The organism is Treponema denticola (assembly GCF_024181645.1).
GTDB classification, from domain to species: domain Bacteria; phylum Spirochaetota; class Spirochaetia; order Treponematales; family Treponemataceae; genus Treponema_B; species Treponema_B denticola_A.
This window is the reverse complement of the sequence record NZ_CP058624.1, coordinates 2764367-2782312: the sequence shown is the minus strand read 5'-3', so window position 1 is coordinate 2782312 and position 17946 is coordinate 2764367. Positions and strand designations below refer to the sequence as shown.

The following is a 17946-nucleotide window of genomic DNA, read 5'->3' as shown; positions in this document are numbered from 1 at the left end:
AGGGGGCCATTATACTACTTCTTTACTTTTTTTTGCAATAATGATAGAATGAAAAAAGGCATTTATTGTCAAATTTTATTGGAATTTATAAGTTTTTAAGGGAAAAAAATGACAAAGTCAAATTATTCGGCAGATAATATTACGGTTTTAAAAGGTTTGGAAGCGGTCAGAAAAAGACCGGGTATGTATATAGGTTCAACGGGGCCGGACGGTCTTCATCATCTTGTTTATGAGGTTGTAGATAACTGTATAGACGAGGCTATGGCCGGTTTTTGCGATAAAATTTTGGTGGTGCTTGAGCCGAACGATATTGTCCGTGTAGAAGACAATGGCCGAGGAATCCCGGTAGATATTCACCCTACCGAAAAAATAAGTGCCTTGGAGCTTGTTTTAACCCGCCTTCATGCCGGCGGTAAATTCGACAAGGGTTCTTACAAGGTTTCTGGCGGTTTGCACGGTGTAGGTGTTTCGGTAGTAAACGCTCTTTCCGTTTGGATGGAAGCCAAGGTCTACAAGGACGGCTTTGAGCATTATGCAAAGTTTGAAAAAGGCTCCATTCTTGAACCCGTAAAAAAAATAGGCGAAACCGAAAAAAGCGGTACTGTTATCAGGTGGGCAGTAGATTCTTCTATCTTTACCGAAACTACCGTGTACAATTTTGAAGTGCTTTCAACCCGTTTAAGGGAGTTGGCCTTCTTAAACAGCCGAATTTCCATTACGATGCGGGATGAGCGCCTTTCTACTCCAAAAGAGGTTACCTTCGCCTTTGAGGGCGGAATATCGCAGTTTGTTTCTTATTTGAACGAATCAAAACAAGTTTTTCCGAAAAGCCCTGTTTTTATCGAAGGAGAAAAAAACGATATTATCTGTGAGGTTGCCATTCAGTACAATGACGGCTATAACGAAAACCTCCTTTCGTTTGTAAACGATATAAACACCCGCGAAGGGGGCTCTCACCTTGAAGGTTTTAAGACAGCCTTGACCCGTGTAATGAACGAATTCTTAAAGAAATATCCTAAACTTGTAAAAAAGATGGATAAGGAAGAAAAGCTTACGGGAGAAGATGTCCGCGCAGGTCTTACCGCCATCGTTTCAGTTAAGGTTCCCGAACCTCAGTTTGAAGGACAAACAAAAACAAAGCTGGGCAACAGCGATGTTCGGGGTATCGTTGACTCATTTGTAAACGAAAAGCTTACCTTATTTTTTGAACAAAACCCGAGCGAGGTGGAAAAGGTTTTAGAAAAATGTGTCGCCGAGGCCGCCGCCCGAATTGCCGCCAGAAGAGCAAAGGAAGCTACCAGAAGAAAAAGCGGTTTGGACAGTTTCGGTCTTCCCGGAAAACTTGCAGACTGTTCTTTAAAAGACCCTGAGTCTTGCGAAGTTTACATAGTTGAGGGAGACTCTGCAGGCGGCTCTGCAAAAAAAGGAAGGGACAGTAAGACGCAAGCCATCCTGCCCCTCTGGGGAAAAATGCTCAACGTCGAAAAAACCCGCCTCGACAAGGTTGTAAACAATGAAAAGCTTCAGCCCATTATTGCGACCCTCGGCACAGGTATAGGCAAGGATTTTAATATAGAAAAATTACGCTATCATAAGGTTATAATAATGGCCGATGCCGATGTTGACGGCTCCCATATCCGTACGCTTCTTTTAACATTCTTTTTTAGATACATGCCTCAGGTTATTGAAAGAGGTTATGTCTACATTGCCATGCCGCCTCTTTATAAAATTTCGCACAATAAAAAAGAATGGTATGTTTACAATGATGATGAAAGGGATTCCGTTTTGGATCAAATAGGACGCGGAAACAATGCTGCCGTTCAGCGGTACAAGGGTTTGGGCGAAATGGACGGAACCCAGCTTTGGGAAACAACTATGGACCCGGCAAGACGGAAAATGATGAGGGTTACCCTTCCGGATGCCGTTGAAGCCGACAGAATTTTCAGCACCCTAATGGGAGAAGAAGTCGAACCCCGCCGAAAGTTCATCGAAGAAAACGCCGTCTATGCAAATCTGGATGTGTAATATTAGGGGTATGTATGTTTGATGTTAATAGTTCTGTGCTCTTTTGGTTTGCAGGAGTTGTGATACTCTTTGTTTTAATTCAGTCCGTCTTCTTTTTGATAAAGGCTTTGCGGCGGGCAAAAGAGCTCAATATGCCCAAAAAAAAGATAAAGCAAATTATCTCTGGAGCAGCGGTTTTTACGGTTGCACCCGCCATTTCAATCATTCTAGGCATGATAAGCCTTTCCAAATTTTTAGGACTTCCCCTGCCTTGGCTCCGCCTTTCGGTACTGGGAGCCTTAACTTATGAACTTACGGCGGCGAGCACGGCAGCTTCCGTTTTAGACATTCCTCTGGATCAGCCGATTGCAAATGCAACGGCCTATACGACTATTTCTTGGGTTATGGCCCTCGGAATAATTTCGGGGATTGTCGTGATTGCTCTTTTTCTGCCAAAGATGCAAAAAAATCTTATTAAGATGAAGTCCAAGGATGAAAAATGGAGTAAGCTCCTCATCGATGCTCTTTTTATGGGAATGATTTCCGCCTTTTTAGGAATGATATTTTCGGAAATTCGGCTAGGTCTTAAGGGCTGGATTCCGGTTTTTGTAATGTTCTTTTCGGCCTTTTTAATGCTTGTCTGCGGTTTAATCGTAAAAAAGACAAGGGCTAAGTGGCTTGAAAGCTATGCTATGCCGATAAGCCTTTTGGGAGGAATGGCTTTTTCCATTCCGATTACCATGTTGATAGCTTAAATCATTTAAGTTTTTATGGAACTTCTTATAGGAGGATTTTATGCAAGATACACAAATCGAATTCGGTTCATATGAAAAAAGCATACATAGGTGGGGAAGAACATGGATGATAATAGCTATTATAATGTTTCTTTCTTATCCTCTTTTTACCTGTATTTACTATAATACTTGGCCTAATTTTTGGCTTCTTTTAAGGGGGCTTTTCGGTGTTGCCGTTGTTTTTTGGCCGGTAGGAATTATTGAAGCCTTTACCTTTGCCCCCATGCTCGGTGCGGGCGGAACCTATGTAGGCTTTATCACAGGAAACTTGACAAACCTAAAAGTGCCCTGCGGAGTCTTAGCCTTGGAGACGGCAAAGGTTGAAGCCAATACCGAAGAAGGCGATGTGGTTACCACAATCGCCGTCGCGGTTTCTTCCATTACTACAACCCTTATCTTGGTTTTGGGAATGCTTTTATTGACTCAGTTAAAACCAATATTGGAATCTCCCATCATGGCACCGGCCTTTAAAAATATCTTGCCGGCCCTTTTCGGCGGCCTTCTGGTAGTCTTTGTTGCAAAAAATCCTAAGATTGCCGCAGTCCCCTTTGCCTTTATGCTGATTCTTTTTATTGCAATGCCGCAGCTTGGAAAGGCCATAAGTATGCTCATTCCTGTAGGAGCCGCAATTACAATCATTTACACAAGGATAATGTATAAGAAAGGAAAAATTTAAAATAACCGAATACCTTATTATTTTTTGCTCTCGTTGCTTTTTATTTCGTCCACGTATTCAAAAAGTTTTTTTACCGCCTCTTTTGTTGTTGCCCATGAGGTACAAAAACGAACTGCTGTTTGGTTTTCTGAAATTTTTGCCCAAAATTCGCATTTAAATTCTTTTTCTATTTTAGCTAAAAAGCTGTTTTCGATTATTGGGAAGCTCTGATTTGTTTCGCTTTCCATAAAAAAAGAAAAGCCCCTATCGGAAAAACCTTTACGGATCAGTTTAGCCGTTTCGTTCATTGTTCTTCCTATTTCGAAGTAAAGCTTATCCGTAAAAAGAGTTTTAAACTGAAGGCCTAAAAGTCTGCCCTTTGCAAAAAGGCCGCCTTTTTGTTTTTGTATATACCTAAAGTCTTTTTGAAGATCCTGGTTGTTTATTATAAGGGCTTCACCGAAAAGAGCTCCCATCTTTGTTCCGCCTATATAAAAGGCGTCCGTATATCTTGCCATGTCTGCAAGGCTTAAATCGTTATTGTCAGCTGTGAGGGCTGTCCCTAGGCGGGCTCCGTCAACGTAAAGGGGTACGGAATATTTTTGAGCGGTCAGCTTTAAATCCTGTAATTCTTTTTTTGAATAAATGGTGCCGAGTTCCGTAGGATTTGAAATATAAATCATTCCGGGCTGAACCATATGCTCTGCTGTGGGATCATCGTAATGAGCCTTTATAAGAGCCTCAGCCTGCTCCGCCGTTATTTTTCCGTTTGCCGATTCGATGGTTAGAACCTTGTGTCCGCAAGCTTCGATGGCTCCCGACTCATGTACGTTTATATGCCCTGTATCGGCGGCGATCACTCCCTGATGGGGTCTTAGTACGGAGGCTATCATGGTCAGATTGGTTTGTGTTCCTCCCGAGAAAAAATAAACCTTACTCTGAGGAGCATCCAATTCTTTTAAGATAAGGTCTGCAGCATCTGCACAGTATGTGTCGCAGCCGTAACCGACGGTTTGTTCTTCATTTGTTTCTGTCAATGTTTTAAGAATTTTTGGGTGGCAACCTTCGCTGTAATCATTTATAAAAAAATACATACCAAGCCTCCTAAGTTTAGATTATATCATAAAAAAAGAGGTTTATCAATGTTTGGATTTATGTTTGAATTAACTCTTAAAAAGACCGGCTAACTCTTCATTGCTCAATTTTGAAATCCACGTTTCACCTGAAGAAATGCTCATACCGCTTATTTCCCGTTTTTTTTGAATCATCTCGTCAATTTTTTCTTCAAAGGTACCGGAGCAGATAAGGCGGTGCACGAAAACGTTTTTTGTCTGCCCTATTCTAAATGCCCTGTCTGTGGCCTGATCTTCAACTGCGGGATTGTACCAAAGGTCAAAGTGAATTACCCTGTTAGCTGCCGTCAAGTTAAGGCCGGTACCTCCCGCCTTAAGCGAAATTAAAAAGATGCGGTAAGCGGGATCCGTTTGAAAAACCTCTACAGCCTTTTTTCTTTTTGAGGCGGGCATTTGACCGTGAAGCAAAAGAGGTTCGGTTCCCAATTCTTTTTGAATAATATTTTTTAAAATGTCGAGGGTGCCTACATATTGGCTGAAAATAATTGCCTTTCCTCCCGAAGAAATTATTTCGTTTAAAAGCTCGATGAGGACAGCGGCCTTGCCTGAGTATTTCATTTCGATGGGAGTTTCCTTGTCATAGGCTCTCGGATGATTGCACACCTGTTTTAAGGCCGTTAAAAGTTTTAGAACATAGGCCTGCCTCTCAATCTTAGTTTCGGCTCCCATTACCTTGTGCAATTCCGTTTCTACAAGGTTTTCATAAATTGCCAGCTGCTCAGGTGTCAGATTGCAATATTGATTTGTAATTATCTTATCCGGCAAATCCGAGATAACCTTGGGATCGGTCTTTAGACGGCGGAGCAAAAAGGGAGAGGTAATTTTTTTTAAATCGTCTGCTTCGGTTTCCGAATTATGAAGCTCAATCGGAATACGCCATTTTTTTCTAAACTCGTCGGCTGTACCTAAATAGCCGGGAAGAAAAAAGTCGAATATGGAACGCATGTCTTCAAGGTTGTTTTCGACCGGAGTACCGGTAAGAGCAATTCTGCCCTTCGCCTGAATTGCCTTTACGGCATGAGCCTTTTTTGTTCCCGAATTTTTTATAGCCTGAGCTTCATCTAAAATAATGCAAAAAACTTTTTTGTCTTTTAATTTTTCTATATCTTTTTGCATAGTTTGATATGTGCTTATTATTACATCGGCTTCGATATTGAATTTACGCCCGGCCCCATGATAAACGGCAGTTTTAAGGGAAGGAGCGAATTTTGCTATTTCATGTTCCCAGTTTGAAAGAAGGCTTGCAGGAGCTATAACCAAAAAAGGCGATTCCGCTTCTTTTGAATTTTTGAAGCTAAGCATTAGACTTATAATCTGTACGGTTTTACCCAAGCCCATGTCGTCGGCCAAAAGACAGCCGAAGCCGCTTTTGATGTTTGCATAAAGCCAGCGGTAGCCCTGTTCTTGATAAGGCCTTAATTCCGCATTTAGATTTTGAGGAACGGGAACCTCTTCTTGCCTGAAAATACCCTTGATAATTTCTGAGGCGGGTTTGGAACAGACTGCGTTTCCCGAAAGGACAGCTTGTAAGACTTCTTTTGTATCTGCCGGTTTTTCAAGGGCCTTTAACATCTTGGCAACTTCTTCGGGATCAAGTAAAAGAAACTGATCGTTAAATTTTACCAAGCCCGATTTATTTAAAAAGAGCTTTTTAAATTCTTCTATATCTATTAATGTATCTCCCAACATTAGGGCTCGGTCATAAGAAAGAACATCATCAATGTTTAAAAATGAAACTACATTTCCTGCCCCCTTTACGGATTTTACGCTTATGACAGGTTTGGGAGTCAAAACGTTTTTTAGGCTTTTAGGTAAAACTATATCGATGCCGAAACGCTGTAAAAGCTTTGCCGACTTTTGTAAAAAAAGTCCCGTTTCTTCCCGCGAAAGCATCACATTTTTTTTAATTGCAAGAATCGAAAGAGCCGGTAAGTAAGCCGAAAGGGTTGCAGGAAAGCGTAAAATATCGTCAGGGTTTTTACTCCTCTTTGCTGCAATATTCAATTCGGCAAATGGGGCCTCTGCTTCAAGAGCGAAGGAGTCATCGCCTGCCTCTATTTGCTTTTCTTTAGCCTTGCGGACAAGGGCGGAAAGCAAAAAGAATTCGTCGTCCTTTAAGGCCTCCAAGGTTAAACGGTATTCATATCCGCAATTACTGTAACTTAGAACCGAAAGCCAAGAATAAATTACCGTATCCAAATTCCGCTTGCCGGGAATGTTTATATCTATTTCTTCATTTGAAAAAAAGAGCTTATCTATTTCTTTATCCTTAGTATAGGACTTGTTAGGAAAGAATTTTAAAGATGCCGCATATTCGGTTAAAAGAGCTGTAAGCAAAAGTTCTGCGCAATAGAGCCTTCCCCATTTTTCAACCGGAAGAAAAAAGTCCTTTGTGAGGGAAGCTGCAAATTTAAGAATGTCGGCCTTTATTTCGGAAGAAGCTGAAAGGCTTTTCCAAAAGATAAAAAGTTTTTTGTTTTCTGTAAATACGGCGGGTATAAATGCAGAGCTTTGAATCAGTTTTCCTGCAAGGGCAAAGAGAGAAAAAAGAATTTTAACCGAGGGGCTCATCTCGTTTAAGCTGTTTCTTGTTTTATAAAAATTTTGAGCTTGCAAAAGGGTTTGATTTATTTCGCGGGTTTCGTTTAATTTTATGTTTACCGTTAAAGGGCTTTTAGGTTCAAGGGGGAATACTCTTTTTTGTTTTCGGATATTGTCGATATTTATTTTTACCCTCGCAAATAAAAAAGGGTTTACCGATTTTTCTTCTTGTTTTTCACTTTGCTTTTCTTGACTGTAAAAGTTAAGTCCGTAATTTAAAACCGCCTTGTGATAAAATTCCGTCAGCTTTATTATAAAATCGCTTGACGAAAAATTAGGTTCAGGAGGAAGAATATTTGTTATCAGCGGAAGATAGGATTCCCCAAGGGAAAACTTTAACGGGCTCTGCAATTCACAAGAATTATGAGCGGCCTCATTGACTGATGAGCCTGAAGATAAATCTGCTGCTTCATTTAAAGTTTCATTTTTGCGGAGACTCAACGGAACAGGATGCTCTTGAAGAAGTCCGAGTTTTTGTGTTCCGCCTTTTTCGAAGGCTTCGGTTTCCGGTACATTTATAGAATCGATGTCAAAGTCCGCAAGCTTAAACAAGAGGCGCGGGTCATGGTCTATTTCTTTGGCAAGCAAAAAAAGAACGGCCGCCATGTGCTTGCAAGGGTCTCCCGAATCGGGGCAGGTGCAATCTCTTTCAATTAAATTCCAGCGGGCAGGAATGAGCCTTACCTTTTTTTTCTTTAAGGCTTCGATGAGGGCCGGGCTCATAATTCCCGCTCTAAGGCCTGCAAGTTCAATCGGATGTTTTTCTAAGATTGAGCGGATTGCGATTTCATTTGTTTTTGAAAGGGGCGGGAATTTAAAATACACATGGTACCAAGGAGAATAGTTCCCCTTTACCTTTGCTCCCGCCGTTTGCCCGTTTACCACAAGAGAATTTACCTTCCCTGTGTTTGCATAAGTTTTCCCTCTGGACAATCGGCCTGAATCATCATAGGCTTTCAGCATCTCCAAAAACCATGCACCCCAAGGTGTCGTCCCGTAAGTCTGTCTTGCCATAAGGAAGAGTATAGCAAAAGAGGAACGGATTTACAATTGCGTATTAAACAAAGATTGCTTTATCAGCAGCAACAGCACATACCTATTTGGTATTTGTAGCATAATCGATAAATTCTTTTTCAAATTTTACTATTAACTACAAATAATTTCTATAATAATTATGAAAGGGGGAATTTTTTTTTCTTTTCAAATAATTTTTATTAGAGGTAAAAATGGAAAAATTGTTTAAAATAACTCTCCGCAACGATTACGCCTTTAAGCGAGTCTTCGGAGCGGAAGAAAACAAAGACGTACTACAGGACTTACTGGAATGTATACTGGATATTCCGCCTGAGAATATCGCAGGTTTGGAGCTCTTGGATAAGGAGTTTCATAAGGAACTTTTAAGTGAAAAGCTAGGTATATTGGACATCAAGTTAAGACTAAAAGACGGAACCTTTGTCGACATTGAAATTCAAAACAGTTGGTATTTTGATTTTCCTGAAAGGACCTTATATTATTGGTCTAAAATGTATAACGAAGCTATAAAACAAGGTCAAGACTATACAAAACTGCCAAAGTGTATTACAATAAATTTGATAGGAAAAGGCTTTAATAAAAATAAGCGTTTACACAACAAGTATCTTGTTCTTGAACAAGATACAAAAGAGCCTTTAGTTTCAAAACTTGAGATTCATATACTAAACCTTGAAAAGGCAAGGCTCTTAAAGGAAGGTCAATATAAAAATAATAAAACAAAACGCTTATTAAACTGGCTTAAATTTATCGAAACTGATAATCCGGAGGTGAGAGAAGTGTTAGCAGAAAATTCAGAGATAATGAAAAAAGCAAATACCGCTATTTCTGTAATGGAAATGAGTCCTAGAGATAAATGGCTTTATGATTCCCGTATGAAATATGAACATGACAGGGCTTCATGTATAAGCGAAGGTTATCGAAAAGGCATTGAAGAAGGAATATTGCAGGGAGAAATAAAAGGGATAGAGCAAGGCATACAACAAGGCTTTGCTAATGGCTCTTACCAAGCTAAACTTGAAACGGCAAAGTTGATGAAAAAGATGAATTATCCGATTAGTGATATTTGCACAATATCCGGCCTTTCTGTTGAAGAAATCGAAAGCTTATAATTAACTTTATCATCTTTTAAAAAGTATTTTTGTTTTTTCCGTCTGGAATGCTCCAATTCCTTTCGGAGTTTTTTATTACAGCCCCTTTAAACCTTCCTAGACCTTTCCGTTTAAAAGTTGTATATTAGTAGCATGAGTAAAAAAATAAAGTTCAATATTACGGGAATGACTTGCTCGGCTTGTTCTTCCCATGTTCAAAGGGCTGTCGAAAAACTTGAAGGAGCCGCCGAGGTACAGGTAAATCTTTTAACCAACAGCATGAGCGTCAATTACGATGAGGCTTTCCTCAGTGCGGATAAGATTATAGAGGCGGTTGAAAAAGCCGGATACGGAGCCTCGCTTGCTGATAGTTTAAAAAGCTCTTCTTCAAATAAAAATTCGGCTGATGTTGCCGGCAAGACTTCCGGTTCCCGCTCATTTCAAAACGATGCCGCCAAACTTGAAAGAGATAGAATAAAAAAAAGGCTAATCTTGTCTTTGGTCTTTATGATTCCTCTTTTTTATGTGTCTATGGGACACATGGCCTCCCTTCCGATTCCTCATTTTTTGCACGGAATAGAAAATGCTCTTATTTTTAGTTTTACTCAATTTCTGCTTGCTCTTCCCGTGCTGATTATAAATAAAAAATTCTTTACGGGAGGCTTTAAGGCTTTTTTAAACAAGGCTCCCAATATGGACTCCCTCGTTGCGGTCGGTTCCGGCGCAGCCCTTATTTACGGCATCTTTGCTATTTATAAGATGGCCTACGGAATGGGGCATGGAGATATGGAAACGGTAAGGCTTTTTGCCGGGGATCTTTACTTTGAATCGGCTGCGATGATTTTAACCCTCGTAAGCTTGGGGAAATTCCTTGAAGCCAATGCAAAGGGAAAAACTTCTCAGGCAATTACAAAGCTGATGAATCTTAAACCCAAAACAGCCCTTGTTATAAGGAACGGTAATGAAGAGGAAATTCCGGTTGAAGAAATTGTAAAGGGTGATTTGATTTTAATCAAGCCCGGTTTTTCCATTCCCGTTGACGGTATTATAGTAGAAGGGAGTTCTTCGGTAGATGAGGCTGCAATTACGGGCGAGAGCCTCCCTGTCGAAAAAACCGCAGGAGACAAGGTAGTAAGTGCCTCCATAAATTTATCGGGAACATTTACCTTTAAGGCTGAAAGAGTTGGCGATGATACAACCCTTTCCCAAATAATTGCCCTTGTAGAAGAAGCCTCAGCCTCAAAGGCTCCCGTTTCTAAACTCGCAGATAAAATAAGCAACTACTTCGTGCCTGCGGTCATAGCTATTGCGGTGATTACGCTTTTTATCTGGCTGATTGCAGGCGAAAACTTTGAATTCGCTCTTTCCAGAGCAATTTCGGTGCTTGTAATTTCCTGTCCCTGTGCCCTAGGCCTTGCAACGCCTACAGCCATTATGGCCGGAACAGGCAAGGGAGCTCGGCTGGGTATCTTAATCCGCTCTGCAGAAGCCCTTGAAACGGCTCATAAAACAAACACCGTAGTCTTGGATAAGACCGGTACAATAACCCAAGGCCGCCCCGATGTAATCGCAATTAAAAAAACCGAAAACTTTAGCGAGGACGAAGTCTTAAGCTTTGCCTATAGTCTTGAAGTGCTTTCCGAGCACCCCCTCGCAAACGCCGTTATAAAACGGGCAAAGGAAAAAAACTTAGAAGCTTTAAAAATTAAGGACTTTAAGGCTGAACACGGTTTCGGGATTTCGGGTATTGAAGAAGCTTCGGGCCTAAAAATATTTGCAGGAAATGAAAAGCTCTTCCAAAAAAACAATATCGAAATTTCCCATGCCAAGTCCGAAATAGATATCCTTGCGGAAAAGGGAGCGACCCCTCTTTTGATTGGCGTAAGCGGCGGTACAGGCGGAAGTTCTTCGGAAACCGATACGGGTGCAAAGCTCATAGGAATTATAGCTGTTGCCGACAAGATTAAGGAAGACAGCATTGAGTCAATAGCCGAATTTAAGGCTATGGGCATAAAGACCATAATACTTACGGGTGACAACAAAAAAACGGCAAATGCCATAAAGGCTCAAACGGGAGTGGATGATTTTGCTGCCGAGCTCTTGCCTCAAAACAAAAAAAACGAAATCGAAAAATTGCAACAAGCAGGTCTTAAAACGGCTATGATAGGAGACGGCATAAACGATGCTCCTGCCCTTATGACAGCCGATGTAGGCATAGCCATAGGAAACGGAACGGATATAGCTATCGAAAGTGCCGATATTATTTTGATGAACGATAATTTACAAACAGCCGTAGATTCTATTCAGTTAAGCCGTGCCGTTATGCGGAATATAAAAGAAAATCTTTTTTGGGCTCTCTTTTATAATTCTCTATGTATACCCTTGGCGGCAGGAGCTTTTTACCCTCTCTTCGGAATTGTTTTAAGCCCAATGATTGCAGCAGCTGCCATGAGTTTAAGTTCGGTGTCTGTTGTAAGCAATGCCTTGCGCTTAAATTATTTTAAGCCCAAAAGAAAATATAAAATAAACCGTGATGCAGGTTCTGATTCAAGTTATACTGGAAACACAGAATCTTGCCTAACGGATAAAAATAAAATTAAGGAGAAAGAACTTATGAATACCGTATTAAAGGTAAACGGCATGCAGTGCCAACATTGTGTTTCCCATGTTAAGGAAGCTCTAACAAAGATTTCGGGCGTTTCAGCCGAAATAGACCTAGGTGCAAAAACCGCAACTATCACCCATCCTGAAAACGTTGCAGTTGCAGACCTAAAAAAAGCTATTGAAGATGCGGGTTACACCGTAGAATAGACTTGTTTTATTAAAAAGAAAAAATCGGCCGGACTTAGATTCGGCCGATTTCTTTATAAGCTCACGTAAAATGCTTTTTAGCTCCTACGGAAAAGGCTTATACTCGTTTACCATACTTATCGCAGACGAAACCTTGCGGCCTTCCGCCATTTCTTGAGCAACATCTATGGCTTTTTGAATAAGACCTGCGTTATCGGCGACACCGTGTAAAATAATTTCATCTTTCGAAATATCGGCTTCAAGAAAATATATTTGAAGTTTCAAATCGAAAGAAATGTGGTTTACGATTCTTTGAGCTAATAAAAGCTCTTTTAATCTTTTATCGCCTGAGGCAGCCTCTTCTTTGCTTATAGTTTTTTCAAGCCCGTATTTGATTATCTCGGCGGCTTGAAGAGGGCTGATATGCCCCGTATTTATAACCAAATTATATTCGGAAGAGTCCTCATTAGCCGTGTTAAAAAAATTCTTATGGAATCCGTCTCTATTATTATCGCTTTCTTCCATCAGTGCTCGCGCTTCTTTTTCGGAATAATTGAACTCCTTCATCAATCTTGAAATTCTTATATCGTCGGCAGCAACCAAGCGTACCGAATAAAGGCCCGGCACATTTCTTAAGATTGCGAAGCCTCCCCTGCCTATAAAAATACTGTTGCCTGAAGAAGCGTGCTCATACACCGCTTCACGCAGATAATCAAAATAGGAATCTCTTTCCCTTGAAAGGGATGCCCAAAAGCCGGGTTTGCGCTCATCATATTTTTTTAGCTGTACTTCCGAAATGCCTCTTGCAAGCAAATCTTTTTCCAATGACTTACGGTCAACAAAGTTGTAATTTAAAAGCTTGGCCAGCTCAATCGCTGTTTCGTCACCAAAGGAAGCGATTTTGCGTGAAATAGTTATAATTGCCATAAAAACCTCCTATTGCAATTAAATTCGCTTTATAATAGAATAACCCGAAATCCTTGATATGTCAAATGGAGAATTGAGATTTTTATGGAAAAGAATAATAAGATTGAATGGAAGCCTGATTCTTCCAGAGAAATCTTAAAAACAAGGGTCATTACCGTATATGAAAAAGACAGTATTTCTCCTGAAGGAGAAAAAAAGACCTTTATTTCTCTAAAAGCGCCTAGTTGGGTTATTGTTATTCCCGTATACCGAAACTCATCCGGAGAAGATATCTTTGTTATGGTACAGCAGTGGAGGCACGGTTCGGAAAGCGTCTGCATAGAATTTCCCGGAGGTGTTGTCGATAAAGGAGAAAAACCGGAAGAGGCAGCTTTAAGGGAGCTTTTGGAAGAAACCGGCCGCACACCTAAAAATATAAAATGCTTGTCGACACTGTCCCCTAATCCTGCAATAATGGAAAACTCTTGTACAGTCTTTTTGGCAGAGCTGGACAAGGGAGAAGTTAAACAAAATCTTGATGAAGATGAATTTTTAAATATTCTTGAAATCCCCGTTAAAAAAGTTATTCAAAACATGGGTAATCCGCCCTACACTCATGCTATTATGAATGCAGCCCTTTTCCTATACCTAAAAGAAAGAAAATTTCACTGATATGTCGGTGCACCGTTATATCAGTGATAAACACCGATATAACGGTGCAAATTTTACATAGACTACCTTATTTTTATCGAAATTCTAAATATTTTAATACAAATTCCCGTATTTTTAATAAAAATACGTCTTATTTTGATTTTCTTATATTTAGCATAAAATTTGCTTGTATATAACTGAAAGATACTAAAAAATCTTAAAAAAGCACTAAAAGTTTATTTAAAAAAGTTCGCTTTAAAATAATTTTTTAAGGAGAAAATTATGGAACAAATGACAATGAATATGCCCCTCTTGGGAGATGACTTCCCCCAGTTAGCGGTTTCAACAACACACGGGCCTATGAAGCTCCCTTGTGATCTTAAAGGCAGCTGGTTTGTGCTTTTTAGCCATCCCGCCGATTTTACGCCCGTATGTACTACGGAATTTGTAGCTTTTCAAAAGCTCATGCCTGAGTTTGAAAAACTCGGTGTAAAATTAATCGGTCTTTCAATCGACCAAATGCAGAGCCATTTAAAATGGATTGAATGGATTAAGGAAAAACTCGGTGTTGAGATTACTTTCCCTGTAATTGCTGCAAATGACAGCATTGCAAACCAAATCGGACTCTTACACCCCGGAAAAGGCACAAACACCGTTCGTGCAGTATTTATCGTTGACCCCAACGGAAAGGTAAGACTTGTTCTTTACTATCCGCAGGAAATCGGCCGAAATATGGAAGAAATTGTCAGAGCCGTTAAAGCCCTGCAAACTTCGGATAAGAATAAGGTTGCTTTGCCTGCAGATTGGCCTAATAACGGTCTTATCAAAGACAGAGCCATCATTCCTCCGCCTCCCACAGAAGCGGAAGCTAAAAAGCGCTTAAAGGAATATGACGGTTACGATTTCTGGTTCTGCCATAAAGCTTTGTAAAATTTAAATAGCCGATTAGTCATAATCGGCTATTTTTATATATAAAAATTGTTTTTTGGGGTGTATTTTTTTTAAATATATGGTACACTATTACCGTATTATTACAAGGAGGCGAGTATGCTTACATTCTTTATTTGTTTGGCAATACTTATTGTAGGACATTTTGTTTATGGAAAATATGTCCAAAAAGTATTTGGAGTTTCTTCTGCACCTACACCTGCAATATCCAAGCAGGACGGCGTTGACTATGTTCCTTTATCGACGGGCCGCGTATTCTTGATTCAATTATTGAATATAGCGGGATTGGGACCGATTTTTGGAGCAATTTCGGGAGCCCTTTGGGGAGCTTCAGCTTTCTTTTGGATCGGACTTGGAACGATTTTTGCCGGCGGCGTACATGATTACCTTTCGGGCATGATTTCCGAAAGACATGACGGAGCCAGTATTTCGGAACTTTCAGGTGTATATCTGGGCCCGATTATGAAATTGATTATGAGAATTTTTGCCGTTGTTTTGCTTATATTTGTAGGTACGGTCTTTATGAAAGGCCCTGCTGATCTTTTAGCAAAACTCACACCGGAAAAATTCGGCTCAACTTTTTGGCTGATTATTGTTCTTGCTTATTATTTCCTTGCGACAATTTTACCGGTAGACAAGATTATCGGAAAGATTTATCCCGTTTTCGGTATTGTTCTTATAATCATGGCCTTAGGTATCGGCGCTGGTATTCTTTTTAATGCTTTCCGCGGAACAATGACTATCCCCGAATTTTCATTGGCAAATGTTCACCCTGGTAATTTACCGCGTTGGCCATTGCTGTTTATTACCATTGCTTGCGGTGCTATTTCAGGATTCCACGCAACACAATCTCCTTTAATGGCTCGCTGTATTAAAAGCGAAGCTGACGGACACAAGGTATTTTATGGTGCAATGGTAGGTGAAGGAATTATTGCTCTTGTTTGGGCAGCTGCCGGTATGACGTTTTATTATGGAACAGGCGGGCTGCAAGAAGCTCTTAAAACCTTGGGCGGCCCTGCAGGTGTTGTTTACGATATTTCCTTTAAGTTATTAGGAGGTATCGGAGGTTTCTTGGCAGTATTGGGCGTTATTGCATGCCCTATTACATCGGGAGATACGGCATTTAGGAGCGCCCGTTTAACTCTTGCCGACTGGTTCAAGATAGATCAAAAACCGATTGCTAAAAGACTTTTATTGGCTATTCCTCTTTTAGCTATAGGAGGTCTTCTATCCCAAATAAACTTTAATATTATTTGGAGATATTTTGCATGGTCAAATCAAACTTTGGCAATGATTGCATTATGGGTAGGAGCAATGTATCTATTCTTAAATAAGAAAAATTTTATCATTGCTTTGGTTCCGGCGACTTTTATGACCGCTGTTTCGGTTACATATATTTTAATGGCTCCTGAAGGATTTAGGCTTGATAAGATGATTTCTTATCCCATAGGAATTGCTGCTGCTATTATCTGTTTAGGTTCCTTTATATTTGTAATTATGAAAAAAAAGAAAAACGGTACGGATGTGCCGCCCATCCCGGCTCCATCAGTTTAAAATAAACCCCGAATTGAAAATCTCAATTCGGGGTTTTTTTATAATGCCATTATTTCATCTAAATTAAATCAATTTGGTTTATTCCAAACCGTTTTGCCTTTTTGCTGCTATAAGGGTATTTGCAACGAGCATGGCTATGGTCATTGGGCCTACTCCTTTTGGAACAGGTGTTATTGCAGAGGCAATTTCACAGGCAGGTTCAAAATCAACATCGCCTACAAGCCTAAAGCCGCTCTTTTTAGTACTGTCATCAATTCGGTTTACACCTACATCTATAACGACGGCGCCTTTTTTAATCATATCGGCTTTGATAAATTGGGGTCTTCCCATAGCGGCAACCAGTATATCAGCCTCTTTTGTAACTTCAGGTAAATTTTTTGTACCGCTGTGGCAAACGGTTACTGTTGCGTTTACATCCTTATTCATCATCAAAACGGAAAGGGGTTTTCCGACTATATTGGAGCGGCCTACAATTACAACCTTTGCGCCTTTTGTTTCAACTCCGGTTCTCTTTAAAAGATGAATTACACCGTGAGGCGTACAGGGAATAAAGGTGTCATGTCCTAAAAGGAGCTTTCCGACATTTACAGGATGGAATCCGTCTACATCTTTTTCGGGGCTTATAGTTTCAATTACCGTATCAGGATCTATTTGCTTAGGCAATGGTAATTGAACCAAAATACCGTTTACCAATTTGTCGGCATTCAGCTCTTTGATAAGTTTTAACAATTCATCCTGAGTTGTCGTCTCAGGCAGTCTGAATGTTCTGTCATTCATTCCTACTTCGTGAAGAGCATTTGTCTTTCCCTTTACATAGGATTGGGATGCAGGGTCATTCCCTACCAAAATAACGGCCAAAGTAGGCTGAACACCCTTTGCCTTTATTTTTTCAACGTCTTTTGCAATATCGGCCCGTAAGTCTGCCGCTATCCGGGCACCGTCAATAATTTTTGCACTCATTTTTTTTCCTCCATTTAGTTGTACAAGTAACTATTATTCTCCTTGATTGTTCTAAGCTCGTAGTGGTCTTGAAAAACAAGGACTCCTATGTTATCTCTATCTACTATCGTATAACATAATAGGATTTTGTGCAAGACTTACATATAGACATTTTTGTAAAAAATAAGATATACTGTTTTTTAAGTTAGAGGTGAATAAAAAGTGAAGAGATTTATTTCTTGTTTTTTGATTATCAGCGTTTTTTTGATTCCGATTTTTGCACAAGAAGAGGCTGAAACTCCTTCAAATAGTAAAATAGATGGAACTGCGGTATTCCGGCCGGTCAGGCAAGGCGATAAATTCATAAAAGTGGGCTTATCCTTAGGTGTACCTCTTTTTAATACTTCAGCCAAGAAATTTGCTATTAAACCGAATATTTGGCCGGGAGGCACCATCAATGCAGCTTTCGGCTACTATATTTTAGATGGTTTTTCTTTGGGCGGAACTATAAGTTTTCAGTTTTATCCCACACTGGCAAAAAACCTTTACTTTGCCGTACCCATAACCTTTGATATGGGCTACACCTTTGCTGCCGGGAAATGGCGCTTCCCGCTTGGAGGAGGTATAGGGGCTGCTGTTCAGACTTATAGCGGAAACGGAGCCCAATACTTCGGCATGATTTTTAGATTTGATGCAGGAACTTATTATCAGTTTTCGCCTGAATGGTCTTTCGGAGGCGATATATCTTGGAATGTAGTTCCTGAATGGCATAAAAATAAAGAAACTAATCGCACTGCAAACTTTTTAGGTATCAGCTTTGCCGCCAGATATCATCTTTAATTATGGGAGAA

The 17946-nt window shown here is 40.2% G+C and carries 13 protein-coding genes; 9 read left to right on the top strand and 4 right to left on the bottom strand.

Annotation, left to right across the window (positions count from 1 at the left end; all coding sequences use genetic code 11):
• Positions 1–108 precede the first annotated feature (108 nt).
• Genes gyrB through HO345_RS13035 form a run of 3 tightly spaced genes read left to right on the top strand, consistent with a single transcriptional unit; the run spans position 109 to position 3474 of the window.
• A complete protein-coding gene (gene gyrB / locus HO345_RS13045) occupies positions 109–2025 on the top strand; it encodes a DNA topoisomerase (ATP-hydrolyzing) subunit B (RefSeq protein ID WP_253683272.1) in 1917 nt (638 codons plus the stop codon).
• 14 nt (positions 2026–2039) lie between these two features.
• Positions 2040–2759: a DUF5058 family protein gene (locus tag HO345_RS13040; RefSeq protein ID WP_253683271.1), complete on the top strand. Its 720-nt coding sequence runs from the start codon at positions 2040–2042 to the stop codon at positions 2757–2759.
• Between the two features lie 40 nt (positions 2760–2799).
• The gene (locus tag HO345_RS13035) at positions 2800–3474 is read left to right on the top strand and encodes a hypothetical protein (RefSeq protein ID WP_010689353.1); all 675 of its coding nucleotides are present in this window, start codon (positions 2800–2802) and stop codon (positions 3472–3474) included.
• 17 nt (positions 3475–3491) lie between these two features.
• On the opposite strand, the gene HO345_RS13030 is transcribed toward HO345_RS13035, so the two are convergent.
• Together HO345_RS13030 and HO345_RS13025 are read right to left on the bottom strand one after the other, a co-directional pair.
• A complete protein-coding gene (locus HO345_RS13030) occupies positions 3492–4547 on the bottom strand; it encodes a threonine aldolase family protein (protein ID WP_253683270.1) in 1056 nt (351 codons plus the stop codon).
• A gap of 69 nt (positions 4548–4616) precedes the next feature.
• On the bottom strand, positions 4617–8201 hold the full coding sequence (locus HO345_RS13025; RefSeq protein WP_253683269.1) for a DEAD/DEAH box helicase: 3585 nt from the start codon (positions 8199–8201) through the stop codon (positions 4617–4619).
• A gap of 212 nt (positions 8202–8413) precedes the next feature.
• On the opposite strand from HO345_RS13025, the gene HO345_RS13020 reads away from it, so the two are divergent.
• The gene (locus tag HO345_RS13020) at positions 8414–9328 is read left to right on the top strand and encodes an Rpn family recombination-promoting nuclease/putative transposase (protein WP_253683268.1); all 915 of its coding nucleotides are present in this window, start codon (positions 8414–8416) and stop codon (positions 9326–9328) included.
• A 132-nt stretch (positions 9329–9460) separates the two neighbouring features.
• Positions 9461–12118 (top strand): heavy metal translocating P-type ATPase, encoded by a 2658-nt coding sequence (locus tag HO345_RS13015; RefSeq protein WP_253683267.1) that lies wholly within the window; start codon positions 9461–9463, stop codon positions 12116–12118.
• 84 nt (positions 12119–12202) lie between these two features.
• Here the strand turns inward: HO345_RS13015 and HO345_RS13010 are convergent, their stop codons facing one another.
• On the bottom strand, positions 12203–13024 hold the full coding sequence (locus tag HO345_RS13010; RefSeq protein WP_253683266.1) for a cytidylate kinase family protein: 822 nt from the start codon (positions 13022–13024) through the stop codon (positions 12203–12205).
• An 84-nt stretch (positions 13025–13108) separates the two neighbouring features.
• Here HO345_RS13010 and HO345_RS13005 point away from each other — a divergent pair, with 84 nt between their 5' ends.
• The 3 genes from HO345_RS13005 (at position 13109) to HO345_RS12995 (ending at position 16156) form a co-directional block, all read left to right on the top strand.
• Positions 13109–13675 (top strand): NUDIX hydrolase, encoded by a 567-nt coding sequence (locus tag HO345_RS13005; protein WP_253683265.1) that lies wholly within the window; start codon positions 13109–13111, stop codon positions 13673–13675.
• Between the two features lie 261 nt (positions 13676–13936).
• On the top strand, positions 13937–14584 hold the full coding sequence (locus HO345_RS13000; RefSeq protein ID WP_253683264.1) for a peroxiredoxin: 648 nt from the start codon (positions 13937–13939) through the stop codon (positions 14582–14584).
• Positions 14585–14701: 117 nt separating this feature from the next.
• Positions 14702–16156, top strand: a complete 1455-nt coding sequence (locus HO345_RS12995; RefSeq protein WP_010694495.1) for a carbon starvation CstA family protein — start codon at positions 14702–14704, stop codon at positions 16154–16156.
• Positions 16157–16234: 78 nt separating this feature from the next.
• Here the strand turns inward: HO345_RS12995 and folD are convergent, their stop codons facing one another.
• A complete protein-coding gene (gene folD, locus HO345_RS12990) occupies positions 16235–17116 on the bottom strand; it encodes a bifunctional methylenetetrahydrofolate dehydrogenase/methenyltetrahydrofolate cyclohydrolase FolD (RefSeq protein WP_253683263.1) in 882 nt (293 codons plus the stop codon).
• 201 nt (positions 17117–17317) lie between these two features.
• Here folD and HO345_RS12985 point away from each other — a divergent pair, with 201 nt between their 5' ends.
• Positions 17318–17935 (top strand): TP0733 family outer membrane beta-barrel protein, encoded by a 618-nt coding sequence (locus tag HO345_RS12985; RefSeq protein ID WP_253683262.1) that lies wholly within the window; start codon positions 17318–17320, stop codon positions 17933–17935.
• Positions 17936–17946 lie beyond the last annotated feature (11 nt).

Excerpts from the sequence above, each read along its gene's own strand:
- gyrB (WP_253683272.1), top strand. The coding sequence starts at position 109 with ATGACAAAGTCAAATTATTCGGCAGATAATATTACGGTTTTAAAAGGT.
- HO345_RS13040 (WP_253683271.1), top strand. The coding sequence starts at position 2,040 with ATGTTTGATGTTAATAGTTCTGTGCTCTTTTGGTTTGCAGGAGTTGTG.
- HO345_RS13035 (WP_010689353.1), top strand. The coding sequence starts at position 2,800 with ATGCAAGATACACAAATCGAATTCGGTTCATATGAAAAAAGCATACAT.
- HO345_RS13030 (WP_253683270.1), bottom strand. The coding sequence starts at position 4,547 with ATGTATTTTTTTATAAATGATTACAGCGAAGGTTGCCACCCAAAAATT.
- HO345_RS13025 (WP_253683269.1), bottom strand. The coding sequence starts at position 8,201 with ATGGCAAGACAGACTTACGGGACGACACCTTGGGGTGCATGGTTTTTG.
- HO345_RS13020 (WP_253683268.1), top strand. The coding sequence starts at position 8,414 with ATGGAAAAATTGTTTAAAATAACTCTCCGCAACGATTACGCCTTTAAG.
- HO345_RS13015 (WP_253683267.1), top strand. The coding sequence starts at position 9,461 with ATGAGTAAAAAAATAAAGTTCAATATTACGGGAATGACTTGCTCGGCT.
- HO345_RS13010 (WP_253683266.1), bottom strand. The coding sequence starts at position 13,024 with ATGGCAATTATAACTATTTCACGCAAAATCGCTTCCTTTGGTGACGAA.
- HO345_RS13005 (WP_253683265.1), top strand. The coding sequence starts at position 13,109 with ATGGAAAAGAATAATAAGATTGAATGGAAGCCTGATTCTTCCAGAGAA.
- HO345_RS13000 (WP_253683264.1), top strand. The coding sequence starts at position 13,937 with ATGGAACAAATGACAATGAATATGCCCCTCTTGGGAGATGACTTCCCC.
- HO345_RS12995 (WP_010694495.1), top strand. The coding sequence starts at position 14,702 with ATGCTTACATTCTTTATTTGTTTGGCAATACTTATTGTAGGACATTTT.
- folD (WP_253683263.1), bottom strand. The coding sequence starts at position 17,116 with ATGAGTGCAAAAATTATTGACGGTGCCCGGATAGCGGCAGACTTACGG.